Here is a 12,205-nt window from a genome sequence, read left to right as displayed (position 1 = left end):
ACCGGCCAGGCTTGATCCCACACCGGCTCGCCTTTGCCTTTCAGGGGAAAGCGAAAGAACCCGCCAAAGGAGATCTAATTCCGCCAGGCGTCGTGCGTCCCCCTGGTTATCTCCGACAGGTGGCAGGATTTATTCGATCTGGAACTGCAGAACGATCGGGCAGACGCTTATGTCGCGTGAGAGTCTTTCGCCCGAACAAAGCAAAAAGCCGGCATCGTTCGGGTTGCAGCATTGTTGCTGATCTATAGAAAATCTGCCGATCGACCATTCCCTGCATTTCGCGGAAAATCGAAACGTAGGCTTTCCAGAAGGAGGAGTTGTGGCGTATTGACGCGGCACAATGTGACAGAAAGGCCTGCCATGGACATCGACTACAATGCGCTGACGCTTGAGCAGTTGAAAGAGATCAACAGGAAATCCGCAGGTCGTGTCGCGAATGTGGTGGAAATTGCCGAGCAGCGGGCTCCGGGCATGTACCGATGGCTCCAGTCAGGCCGCGAGGTCAAGGGACATCGGCACGAGAGGCTGAGAGAGGGTTTCCCAACCATCGACTTTTCGCATCTGGATCTGGCCCGAGGCCAAGAGCGCCCAGAGCAGCATCGGCACGGTTTCAGCGCAGGGCAGCACGGTCTGGGTCTTGATGCGGCGCCGGAATTCCTCGTTCAGGCGCTCGATGGCATTGGTGGTCCGTGCGGATTTCCATTGCGACGGATCGAGGCGGGTGAAGCTGAAGAGGCGATCGCCGGCCTCCTCGAGGCTATCGGCCACGGCCCGGCACTTGAGCTTCCATTTGCGGAGGAAGGCCTTGCGACGCGTCTCGATCTCGGCGGCGGTGTTGGCGTAGATCATGTCGCGGTAGTCTTCGCTCAACTCGTCGTGCAGGCGCTTGGGGGCGTGGCCGAGCAGGTTACGGTGCTTGTGAACCGTGCAGCGCTGGATCGGCAGGTCCTCGCCCCAGAGCGCCACAAGCGCGGCCTCAAGGCCGGGGGCACCATCAACGATCACGAACTCGGGCCGCGGCAGGCCCCGCGCATCCAGATCGCTGAGAAACTGGCTCCAAGCAGCCGTGCTTTCGCCACCCATGTTCCTGATCGAGAGGAGCACCTTTTGCCCGTCGCGCCGAACACCGATCGCCGCCAGAACCGAGATGTTGGTGGCCTTGCGGTCCAGCCGGGTCTTTATGACGGTGCCGTCGAGGATGAGCCGCACGATATCCTCCTCGGCCAGGTCGCGGGTGGACCAGGCGTCCCAATCGACCTTCACCTTGCGCCAGGCCCGGCTGACCACGTCCTTGCTCACCGCCCCCTCGAACAGTCCGAACAGCGCCCGCTTGACCCGGCGCGTGTTGGTGCCGGCCAGGTAGACCGCCGCGATCAGGGCCTCGGCCTTCTTTGTCAGCCGCCTGTAGCGGGGCAGTGCCTTCGAGCGCCATTCGGTGATCTTGCCGGCCTCGTTCTCGATCCGGGCACGAGGAACCCGCACCGTCTCAGTGCCGAATGTGCCGGTCAGCTGCCGATCGCGATGCCCGTGGCGGTAGCCCTTGGCCCGCTCGTTGCCGCGGCCGTAACGAAGCCGTCCAAGAAAGTCGGCCAGTTCCTCTTCGAACATGGCCTCAATGGTGGCTCGGACATTCGCCCGAAGGCGATCCTCGATCGGATCATACCCGCCTGCGTCGGGCAGTAGCGAAAAGGACGAGTTGTCGATATTCTGCTTCATGGCGTGATCTCCCTGGCGGTTGCAGCCGCCGGTTGGGTGGGTGTTGGTTCACCCGGAGATTACGCTGCCAGACAATTTCTACCACTTCCGAGACACGACCCTTCCACGAGCAGAAGTTCAGGGAATGGCGCACCAGATGCACGATGCAGGTCTGGACCATGGCCTCGGGAAAGGCCGCGGTGATGGCTTCGGGAAAGCCCTTCAGCCCGTCGACGACCGCGATCAGGATGTCCTGAACGCCCCGGTTTTTCAGCTCGTTCATCACCGAGAGCCAGAACTTGGCCCCTTCGTTCTCGGCGATCCACAGCCCCAGAACCTCGCGTTGCCCGTCGCGGGTGACGCCGAGGGCGACGTAGACAGCCTTGTTTTTCACCGTCCGGCTGTCGGCATCGCGGATTTTCACCCGCAGCGCGTCGAAGAGCACGATGGGATACATCCGGTCGAGCGCCCGGCTCTGCCAGTCCCGAACCTCGTCCAGCACCGCATCGGTGACGCGGCTGATCAGATCAGGCGAGACCTTCAGGCCATAGAGATCGAGCAGATGGGTCTGGATGTCCCGCACCGTCAGCCCGGCGGCGTAGAGCCCGATGATCTTGTCGTCGATCCCGTCGATCCGGGTCTGACCCTTCTTCACCAATTCCGGCTCAAAGCTGCTGTCACGGTCGCGGGGCACCGCCACCGGCATCTCACCGTCCTGGCCCTTCAGCACCTTGGTCGAGGAGCCATTCCGGCGGTTGCTCTGACCCGGCGGGGCCTCCTTGCCCTCCTCGTAGCCGAGGTGCGCGGTCAGTTCCGCGCCCAGCATACGTTCCATGAGCTTGATCTTCAGCTCTTTCATCAGCCCGGTGTCGCCGAGCAGGTCCTCGGGGCGCTCAACGCCCTTCAGCAGTTCATCCAGAAGTTCCTTGGAGATCGTCATGCATGCTTCCTTTCAATGAAGCATGGACCGGATCTACGTTACACAGAAGACCGGACACTCTCGGCGTTTTCAACCAGGTTGGAGTCGATGTCGATGCAGCCATCGTCAAGGAACAGCCGGAAGCCGTCCTGACGCTTCAGCATGTAGCTCATCGCCACGCCGAGGTCGGACTTGCGCGAGACCCGTGCGGCCTGAGCTGACAGCCAGGCGAAGAACGCATCCACCAGGGGACGGGACAGGTCTTGGCGGACCGCCCGGCGCTCATCGGGATCGGCGCCGCGGATGCTGTCCTCGACCTTGTAGAGGGCTGCAATGCGGAGCAGCGCCTCATCGACGATGGGCGAACCCTTCCTGGGCTTGGCCTTGATCAGCTTGCGCCGCCCATGCGCCCAGCAGAAGGCGAGCCGGAGTGGATCACCGCCCGTGCGTTTCGGCGTGGCCAAATGGGTATAGCCGCCATAGGCATCGACCTGGATCGTGCCGTTGAAGCCTTCCAGGATCTCGGCGGCATATTCGCCGTTCCGCCCTGGCCGATAATGGAACACCACCCCCGGCGCCGCCGGGCCGTTCCAGCCACGGTCATCGCGCAGCACCGCCCAGAGATAGCCGGTTTTCGTCTTGCCGCGCCCCGGGTCGAGCACCGGGGCGGTGGTCTCGTCGACATAAAGCCGGGTGCTGTCCGCCATCAGGCGCTTGGCCATATGCTCGACTACAGGGGCGATCAGCGCGCCGGTCCGGCCCATCCAGTCGGCAAGGACCGAGCGGTCGATCGGCACGCCGTGACGGGTCATCACCACGGCCTGCCGGTTCAGCGGCATGTGCTCGGAATACTTGGAGACGGCAATCTGCGCCAGAAGCGCCTCGGTGGGCCAACTGCCCTCCAGCAGATGCGCCGGGGCCTTGGCCTGGACAACGCCCGTGCGTCCCTTGGGGCAGGCGTATCGGGGGCGCACCGTGACGATCACCTGATAGCGCGCCGGAATGTAATCCAGCCGCTCGGTCCGATCTGCGCCGATCCGGACCATATCGCCGCAGCCGCAAGGACAGACAATGCTGTCGGGTTCGATCACGCGCTCGATACGCGGCAGGCTCTCGGGCAGGGCCCGCCCCTTGCGGGGCGCGCGGGGCGTTCTCTTCTCGGGGTCCGGTTCGCTGGCTGCGATCCTGTCCTCGACAGCGGCGATCCGGGCCTGCGTCTCGGCGATGGCCGTTTCCAGATCTTCCAGCGCCAGTTCCAGCTGCGCCGGGTCCAGCTTTTCCGACTTCGGCCCGAACTTCGTGCGCCGATAGTCCTGAACCTGGCCTTCCAGCCGCTCAATCAGCGCCTTCAACTCGATGATGAAGGCCTCTTTTTCCGCCACCACCGCCTGTTCGTGCCGGCGTGCCGCGCGCTCCACGGAGAGCTCGAACTGGACTGCCCCAAAGGCCTTCACCACCTCGGGTGGGAGGTCCGGGAACCGGCTGAGATCGAAGGGCTGCGACATGCGCCTTCCTACCCGATCGGGTGTCTGACGTCAGCGCCCATGGAACAGATTAGGCCGATTGCGTGACGGAGGGTTCTTGGCTCATCGTAGCCCTTATGGAGCGAAGATGAGCAAGAAGCCCATGACGACGAAAGCCGAGGCGGAGAAGGCGGTCAAAGATATCCGCCGGGCAACGCGCAAGGTCCACAGCGCCGAAGAGAAGATCAGGATTGTCCTGGCGGGTCTTCGTGGTGAAGACAGCATCGCAGAGCTGTGCCGCCGCGAGGGGATCGCCCAGAGCCTGTATTACAGCTGGTCGAAGGAGTTCCTCGAGGCTGGCAAGAAGCGCTTGGCGGGGGACACGGCGCGCCAGGCGACCAGTGGCGAGGTCAAGGATCTGCGCGCCGAGGCTCTGGCCCTCAAGGAGGTTGTGGCGGATCTCACCCTCGAGAACCGCCTGCTCAAAAAAAACACGACCGGGGCTGGGGGCGAGCACGAATGAGATACCCAGCATCCGAGAAGCTCGAGATCATCCGCATCGTCGAGCAATCCCACCTGCCGGTTCGCAGGACTTTGGCACAGATCGGGGTGCCGCCCACGACCTTTTACCGGTGGTATGATCGATATGTCGAACACGGCCCGGAAGGCTTGGAAAACCGCCCCTCACGGCCGTCCCGGGTCTGGAACCGCATCCCCGATGCTGTGCGTGATCGGATCGTGGAACTGGCACTCAGCGAGCCGGACCTTTCGCCACGGGAGTTGGCCGTTCGCTTCACGGATACAGAAAAGTATTTCGTGTCAGAAGCGTCCGTGTATCGGCTGCTGAAGTCCTATGACCTCATCACCAGCCCGGCCTATGTGGTGATCAAGGCCGGGGACGCGTTCAGGGACAAGACCACTCGGCCAAACGAGATGTGGCAAACCGACTTCACCTATCTCAAGGTGACAGGCTGGGGATGGTTCTACCTGTCCACCGTGTTGGATGACTTTTCCCGCTATATCGTGGGCTGGAAGCTGTGCACCACCATGAACGCGGACGATGTCAGCGCGACGCTCGACATCGCCCTCGCTGCATCAGGATGTGACAGCGTCACCGTGCTGCACAAGCCGCGGCTGCTCAGCGACAACGGCCCCTGCTACATCGCCGGTGACCTTGCCAGGTATCTCGAAGAAAATGGCTTGGATCACGTTCGCGGTGCCCCCAACCATCCCCATACGCAGGGCAAGATCGAACGCTGGCACCAGACCCTCAAGAACCGCATCCTTCTGGAAAACTATTACCTGCAGGGCGAGCTTGAGGCGGCCATCGCGGCCTTTGTCGAGCATTACAACAACCACCGCTATCACGAGAGCCTCGGCAACCTCACGCCCGCTGACGTCTACTTCGGACGCGGCACGGCCATCCTGGCAGAAAGGGAGAAGATCAAGAAACTGACCATCCAGAACCGGCGCTTGAACCATCAGCGCCAGGCAGCATAACCTCAACCCACAGAGCCAGAGCCCTCCAGACCAAACTCAGGCCGCCTGTTCCAAATCATTCGACGACGGACACCCGATCGGGGACGGAAAGCCCAACAAAACAATGCCAAAATCACTTCCTGACTCATCCTGCCGCAGTCGGCGCCTGCACCCGGCGCGCAACTGTCCGCCTCCAGTCCAAACCTTCGAACAAAGCTTCCGCCTGCGCCCGGGACACCCGCATCACGCCGTCCTGAACCTTCGGCCAGGCGAAGCTGCCCTGTTCCAGAACCTTGTAGATCATCACCATGCCAGTGCCGTCCCAAACCAGGATCTTCAGCCTGTCACCGCGCTTCGAGCGGAACACCACCGTCACACCCGAATGCGGGTCAAGCTTCAGTTCTGTCTGCACCATCAGTGCCAAGGCCTGAGGCCCGCAGCGGAAGTCCACCGGCTTCGTCGCAATCAGGATCGGCAGCCGTTGGCCCGCGACGATCATGGCGCGCCTCGAAGCGCTCGGATCAGGGCCGCGGCCCGCTCGACCGGAACATCGCCCGGAACCCGCAGCACGACATCCGCGCCGAATTCCACCGTCATGACGCCACCCGCCATCTGGGGTGCTTCCGCAGGTTCCGGGGGCTCAGAACCGGCTCCAATCGCCAGGGGCACAAAGGTCGGCTCGACAGCTCCAATGCAGGGCGAAGAAAGTCCCTCCAGCAGATCCCCCGGAAGGACCAGAAGGCCTTGGCGGGCCTGTCGGCGCCAGTCCGAAAGCTGATGAGGAATGAGGTCGTGTCGCCGTGCGACATCCACAACGCGCACACCGGGCTGAAAGCTCTCGGCTACGATCTGCGCCTTTACGGCATCGGGCCAGCGCCGGTTGCCCCGCCGAGGCTCCACCACATCGCACCGTCCGACAAATCCATCCCCAGCATCAGCCATCCGAGCCCTCTATCTGCATTGCAGACCTTCTCGCAGGCCCCTCACACGCAGAAAATGCTTGGAATTGATGGCTCAGAGCCGTCGCTTACAGTTTATTTCTGAACCTGAAACGAAAAAGAAGTTTCAATTCAGGAGGATGCATTTCCAAAAAAATTTAGGAACACCCTTGCCAAGCTGCTCTTCATTGCAGAAAAGTTTAAAATTACGAGCTGCGCGATAAGGACTTCCTTCATCAACAAGAGCTAGTAGCCCTTGGATACGAGAGCGAATGTAGGTTAAATACCGTAGCGGTCTCTTGAAAACGCGTCTCACGTTGCAAACGCTCATTGAACCCCTCAGTCACCTCTTTAGTAGCTGCTTTATTAATCATATTGGGCAACAACTGCGGCCCGCATGTAATATTGAAAGCCGCAGGTAATCCATAAAGATACCCCTGAAATGCGTCTGCGCCGGAGCTTTCTGCCATTTGAGCCTGCTCCGATGTCTCTATACCCTCAACTACAACATTCCCGCAAACTGCGCGGCTCAGAGAGACCACTGAGTTGAAGAAATCCTTTCTACTCTGACTTTCACTAGCAGATCGAAGCAGGCTTCCGTCAATTTTTATAGAGTCAAAATCCGTTGCAGTCAGGTAGCTGATTGCTGAAAATCCTGTCCCAAAATCATCAAGAGCAACCTTGATGCCGACTGATCGGATTTCCCTGATACGATCAAGGATCGCCTGCTGATTCCGGATCATGACGTTCTCTGTAAGTTCAATCTGAATTCTTGCAGTTGCTATACCTGCCTGCTCAAGACGCAGCAGGAGGTCTGACACAAAGTCCGGTTTCATAAGCTGAAGCGGCGAGACGTTTATACTTGCGCAGACTTCCTGAGTGGTTGCCAGATCTGTGAGGACCTTGTCGATGATAATCCATCCCAGTTCAGAGATCAGCCCTGTCTGTTCGGCGACGCGAATGAACTGGTCAGGGCCTACAGAACCAAGGATTGGGTTGGTCCAGCGAGCAAGAGCCTCTACTCGCAGCACCTCCTCGCCATTCGCAGGCATGATCGACTGATAAACAACACGGAACTCGTCTGGGTTGCGAAGGGCTCCACGTAGCGCCTGCTCGAGAAGGAGGGTCGATTTGTCCGCAAGATCCATGTTGATGTCATAGACACCAACACGTTCTTCCAAGGCTGATTTACCACGAAGAAGCGCAAGATCAGCTTTTCGAAGTGTTTCCTCAACATGTTCACCAAGTGCATGCGTGGCAATGCCTGCCGAGAAACTGAGATGAACGTTTTCCCCCTGAACTTTCACCGGCTTGGAACAGCGTACTTCAAGAACTGCGAGGAATGCCTGTGCGCGCTCTGCAGCTCCGGAGCCACGAACAATGGCACAAAACTCATCACCGCCAAGGCGTGCAATGAAGGTGCCAGGGTCTGCGCACAACTGGAGATTTTCTGAAAAATTGCGAAGGATGCAATCGCCGACAGCATGGCCAAATACATCGTTGGTCTGCTTGAGCCGGTCAATGTCTATCATCACGAGTGCAAACTCACTCGCTATGTTTGTCAGTTCGTGCTGGACCGCTTCATTGAACGACAGCCGATTCGGCAAACCGGTAAGAGCATCTGTGCGGGCGAGTTCCCTCGCTTCCACCTCACGCAGGATGAGTTGTCTCGCGTTCTTGCAAACCAACCAGGTTGCCAAAGCAGCCAGTGCCACAAAGGCAGTGGAAACGATTGCTATGACAGGAGCCAGCTGCCCCACTAGGGCACTACCAGGCTGAGCGGCTTTCCATGAAAGATACAGGGAATTACTGCTAGTGACATCCGGCAACGGTATCGAAAGGTAGCCCGGCTTCGGGCTAGTGGTGATCTGGAGGTCACTAATGCCGGCGTCCTGTTCTATTATAGCCAAGTCCCGGCCTGAAAGATGGCGGCCAATCATTGTTACCGCAGACGCCCTTACGGTTTCTCGGGTGACAACCTGATCAGGATCCGGAAGCAAGTAGGAGGCGGTAACGATTACCGCTCGCCCACCTTCTACAGCAAAGAAATCGACAGATGGACGAGTTTGATCTTGAGCCTCCAGCGCCAATACTGCAGAGGCAACGGTTTCCGCGGAAAAAATCAGCCCACCTGGGCTCCGGCTGCCATTCTCAATCCAAGATATAGGACGTTTAAATGGTCCACCAAACATCAGGGCAAGCTCAAAAATTTCTCCTTGGTTGGCAGTAATGCCATAGTTGTTTGCGATAAACGCGATATCGCCTCGCCATGCAGCAGCATAGACATCAGTCCAGTTGTTGTAGTCTTTAGAGAACAGGCGCACGTGGGTTTGGAGAGATGCTAAGCCTTCCGTCACCCGGGCCTGACTGTTAGAGGCAGCACCTGCGTCAAGGCGGGAGGCGATCTGCTGAAAGGTATATAGACCACTTCCAGCAAAAATGATGACGCCAATCAGCATAAAGAACAGAATCTGTCTCGGCAAATGGTGAGATCTTGACTGCGAAGTCATGAAATATATTCCTTTGAAACCGTTTCAGCATCCCGAGAGGGCTGAAACCCGAGTACCTGAATTACACGGTAATCGCAGGTGAGCTCAGTCCCTTTTTTCAAGTTGCGAGCAGCGGTCATTATGTCGCCATGGTCGCTTAAGGTTGCGTCGTTGGCATGATTCATAAAATAGTCGCCGTCACATCCGAGTACGAAGTGTTTTTGCTCCGGGTACCACTGAGCATGGTTGATCACATCGTTTTTTCTTTGCGACGTCAGACTCTTGAAGTCTTCGAGAGTTATAATGAGATCCCGTTCCGAGTTATAACGCCACACGAGATCGCCGCGGCGGAGATCGACAGCCGAGAAAACCCCCATTCCATGGATGTTGCTCTGAGCGATATAGTATGGTATGATAAGCATCAGCCGGTTATTCCTTGTAGGCAAGAATAGCGCATAGCGCGAGGAATCCTGCAAGAAAGTCGCGGGCAGAAAGGGTTTCGCGGAATACAAAAAGACTCATCAAGAAAAGTGCAAGGATGGTACCCGTGCTGTAAATTACGCCGATTTGTGCAAGCGACTGTGTCTTCATCAAGTACATCCAGCCAAATGCTGGCAGGGAATAAAGGATCAATCCGGCAAAAAGATGAGAATTTAATAAATTATCCTTGTCTGATGCTAGCTTCAATGCGTAGTCACCGAGGATTGTTGCTGCAATGACTGCTGCAATGATGAAGGGCTGATTCATATGATGGCTGCCTGATTCTTGATGCGAAAATCGGGATGTCTTCTGACCTCAAGTTCTACAGATCAAAGTTAATTTTAGGTTAAAAAAGACGTCTCCGATGGCGTGACCACTGCAGCGTTTTGATAGTGTCGCACGACCCGCAAACTTGGAGTGAACCCCTCGGGCTGGACATCGCGCCATCCGAACTAAGCCGCCTTCTGGGCGAACAAGGTTTTGAATTCCTCGGGGGTTCGGTAGTCGAGCGCTGAGTGGAGCCTTTTCGCGTTGTAGACCTGCTCGCTTGACACACGAGCAAGCGAGACGGGTACATCGGTGAAAGTTTCGTATCCGGCTCGGCAGACCTCTTCAACCTTCAGCGACTTGTGAAACTCTCGGTTTGTGCGCTGTGGCAGGGATTGCCGACGCTGCTCATCGAATCGCGCAGGCCTGCAGCCTCAAGGACATCACGGCAGTTTTGAGATGCGTCTTGGCAGCTGTGAGCGGCATGATGAGGCAGCCCTGAAGGGGATCCTGCTCACGGCGGTTGTGCTCAAGGCGGCCGGGCGCCGCTCAGCCCCAGGTCGGCGTCGATGATGTCAATATCGCAGGGCCGCCAGCCAAGCTCATAGGCGCGCTGGCCGTGCGCATCCTTCAGGCACAGGCTTTCCTGGTTGTTCACTACCTGAGCTGGCGTGGACTGGCGGATGTAGACAACGGCACGGCGCGCCAGATGTGCCGACGTGACCAGTTCGGACTTCATGAGACATCTTCACCAGAACTGCGGCGACCTCCTCGACAATGCGCCGGCGCAGGGTCGGCGGAAGCATGGCCCACAGGTCTTCCGGATCGATTGGCATGTGCATCAAGGCTCTCCGTCAGCGAGACAAGCTCCCGCAGCCCTTCAACGCTCAGCTTCACACAGGATGCCTCGGCCGGACGCGGTTCGCATGGCGCTGCTGCAATCAGACACGTGCTCTGGCCAACCTGCTCGACCTCGAACGAGGGCGAACCGTTGTCGGACGCCAGGCATTTGGACTGGAGAGCCGCGCGTCCCTCGACAGTGCTGCCGTTGCCGCGCAAAGGGGGGTGCCGAGACAGACCCGAACCCGACGGACGCGGCAAACCGGGTTTGAGACGCCATCTTGTGGTCGACCGCCGGGGCACCCCGCTCGGGGTGCGCCTGAGCCCGGCCAACCGGCACAACAGCATGATGCTGGCACCCACCCTTGACGCTGTTCCAGGCCTACGCCATGGCCGCGGCCGCCCGCGCAAGCGGCCCGACAAGCTTCACGCCGACAAGGCCTATGTGTTCCATCCCGGATGATCACATAGACCCTCGCCGGTCTTCCTTTTTCATGGCAAGGTCGATCCTGCGCGAGGTTCGGGAGGGGGTAGGAGGATGCTGATTTCTCTGCACAAGCAGGCGACCACGACGCCAAAGATCCGGGCCGCGATCCAGGCGAGCAGCGAACCGGCATGGCTGGTGGCAGAGCGCTACGGGATCTCCGAGCAGACGGTGTGGAAGTGGCGCAGCCGCGATGACGTCCACGACCGCAGCCACACGCCGCACCGGCTTCAGACGACATTGACGCCTGCCCAGGAGGCCGTCGCGGTGGCGCTGCGAAGGGCGCTTCTCTTACCGCTCGACGACCTGCTCGCGGTCGTGCGCGAGTTCCTCAATCCGCACGTCTCGCGTTCGGGCCTCGACCGCTGCCTGCGTCGCCATGGGGTGGGAAACCTGCAGGCGTTGAAGCCCCGGGAGCCGAAGCCCGCGCACGGCAGCTTCAAGGCCTATGAGCCCGGTTACCTGCACATCGACATCAAGTATCTGCCGCAGATGGCCGACGAGGATCGCCGCCGCTATCTCTTCGTGGCCATCGACCGGGCGACCCGATGGGTCTTTGTGCGCATCTACCCGGCGCAGACCGCGGCCAACGCGCGGAGGTTCCTCCGGGACCTTGAGCGTGCCGCACCGATGAAGATCACCCGCGTGCTGACGGACAACGGCAAGGCTTTCACCGACCGCCTGTTCGGCCTGCGCAAGCGCGCTGCCACCGGCCAGCACGAGTTCGACCTGCTCTGCGCCGAACTTGGCATCGAGCACCGCCTCGCGCCCCCGATGCACCCGCAGACCAACGGAATGGTCGAGCGCTTCAACGGCCGGATAGAGGATGTCCTGCAGAGCCATCGCTTCCACAGCGGCGAGGACCTGGAGCAGACCATCCTGCGATATGTCCACCTCTACAACACGCAGCTCCCGCAATCAGCCCTGAACGCCCGAACACCCATCGGCGCTCTCAAGGACTGGCAACGTCACAGACCCGAGCTGTTCAGGAAACGCGTCTACAATCTCGCGGGATGTGACAGTTAGGAAATTATCGTGCAAGCCTTCCGAAGTGCTGTCGTGGAGGTTCGGGATCCGGCAACAACCAATCCGCTGCCCAAAGATCACCGATGCACCACATGCTACTGCTATGCGGTCGGCAGCTTGACCGT

10 protein-coding genes and 3 pseudogenes are annotated in these 12,205 nt (G+C 59.3%); 4 read left to right on the top strand and 9 right to left on the bottom strand.

Annotation, left to right across the window (positions count from 1 at the left end; translation table 11 throughout):
* Window positions 1–489: 489 nt before the first annotated feature.
* The 3 genes and pseudogenes from JX613_RS10855 to tnpC form a co-directional block, all read right to left on the bottom strand.
* Complete coding sequence (locus tag JX613_RS10855; protein ID WP_207101477.1) at window positions 490–1,716, bottom strand: IS256 family transposase; 1,227 nt, start codon at window positions 1,714–1,716, stop codon at window positions 490–492.
* A 94-nt stretch (window positions 1,717–1,810) separates the two neighbouring features.
* Window positions 1,811–2,635: pseudogene (locus JX613_RS10850) on the bottom strand (IS256 family transposase); the annotation flags it as partial.
* Between the two features lie 62 nt (window positions 2,636–2,697).
* Window positions 2,698–4,119 (bottom strand): annotated as a pseudogene (gene tnpC, locus JX613_RS10845) (IS66 family transposase); the annotation flags it as partial.
* A gap of 106 nt (window positions 4,120–4,225) precedes the next feature.
* On the opposite strand from tnpC, the gene JX613_RS10840 reads away from it, so the two are divergent.
* A protein-coding gene (locus JX613_RS10840) for an IS3 family transposase (RefSeq protein WP_207101476.1) occupies window positions 4,226–5,577 on the top strand; the annotation gives its coding sequence in 2 pieces (ribosomal slippage) (window positions 4,226–4,562 and window positions 4,562–5,577; 1,353 coding nt in all).
* 124 nt (window positions 5,578–5,701) lie between these two features.
* Here the strand turns inward: JX613_RS10840 and tnpB are convergent.
* Both tnpB and JX613_RS10830 read right to left on the bottom strand, forming a co-directional pair.
* The gene (gene tnpB / locus JX613_RS10835) at window positions 5,702–6,055 is read right to left on the bottom strand and encodes an IS66 family insertion sequence element accessory protein TnpB (protein WP_207101475.1); all 354 of its coding nucleotides are present in this window, start codon (window positions 6,053–6,055) and stop codon (window positions 5,702–5,704) included.
* Window positions 6,052–6,405: a transposase gene (locus JX613_RS10830; protein ID WP_336512294.1), complete on the bottom strand. Its 354-nt coding sequence runs from the start codon at window positions 6,403–6,405 to the stop codon at window positions 6,052–6,054. The genes tnpB and JX613_RS10830 overlap by 4 nt, the downstream gene beginning before the upstream one ends.
* On the opposite strand from JX613_RS10830, the gene JX613_RS20290 reads away from it, so the two are divergent.
* A complete protein-coding gene (locus JX613_RS20290; protein WP_336512295.1) occupies window positions 6,301–6,600 on the top strand; it encodes a hypothetical protein in 300 nt (99 codons plus the stop codon). The genes JX613_RS10830 and JX613_RS20290 overlap by 105 nt on opposite strands.
* A 130-nt stretch (window positions 6,601–6,730) precedes the next feature.
* Here the strand turns inward: JX613_RS20290 and JX613_RS10825 are convergent, their stop codons facing one another.
* The 4 genes from JX613_RS10825 to JX613_RS10810 form a co-directional block, all read right to left on the bottom strand.
* Window positions 6,731–9,004, bottom strand: a complete 2,274-nt coding sequence (locus JX613_RS10825) for a putative bifunctional diguanylate cyclase/phosphodiesterase (RefSeq protein ID WP_207101473.1) — start codon at window positions 9,002–9,004, stop codon at window positions 6,731–6,733.
* Entirely contained in the window at window positions 9,001–9,405 is a 405-nt protein-coding gene (locus JX613_RS10820) for an SET domain-containing protein-lysine N-methyltransferase (protein ID WP_207101472.1), read from the bottom strand. Before JX613_RS10820 ends, JX613_RS10825 begins: the two co-directional genes overlap by 4 nt.
* A 7-nt stretch (window positions 9,406–9,412) precedes the next feature.
* Window positions 9,413–9,730: a hypothetical protein gene (locus JX613_RS10815; protein WP_207101471.1), complete on the bottom strand. Its 318-nt coding sequence runs from the start codon at window positions 9,728–9,730 to the stop codon at window positions 9,413–9,415.
* Between the two features lie 529 nt (window positions 9,731–10,259).
* Window positions 10,260–10,469 (bottom strand): hypothetical protein, encoded by a 210-nt coding sequence (locus JX613_RS10810; protein ID WP_207101470.1) that lies wholly within the window; start codon window positions 10,467–10,469, stop codon window positions 10,260–10,262.
* A gap of 246 nt (window positions 10,470–10,715) precedes the next feature.
* On the opposite strand from JX613_RS10810, the pseudogene JX613_RS19905 reads away from it, so the two are divergent.
* Together JX613_RS19905 and JX613_RS10800 are read left to right on the top strand one after the other, a co-directional pair.
* Window positions 10,716–11,015 (top strand): annotated as a pseudogene (locus JX613_RS19905) (transposase); the annotation flags it as partial.
* Window positions 11,016–11,108: 93 nt separating this feature from the next.
* Window positions 11,109–12,080: an IS481 family transposase gene (locus JX613_RS10800; protein WP_207101469.1), complete on the top strand. Its 972-nt coding sequence runs from the start codon at window positions 11,109–11,111 to the stop codon at window positions 12,078–12,080.
* Window positions 12,081–12,205 lie beyond the last annotated feature (125 nt).

The sequence above is a fragment of the Paracoccus shandongensis genome (assembly GCF_017315735.1).
Classification (GTDB): Bacteria; Pseudomonadota; Alphaproteobacteria; order Rhodobacterales; family Rhodobacteraceae; genus Paracoccus; species Paracoccus shandongensis.
Note: the sequence above shows the minus strand (reverse complement) of the source record. Positions and strands in the feature narration are given on the sequence as shown.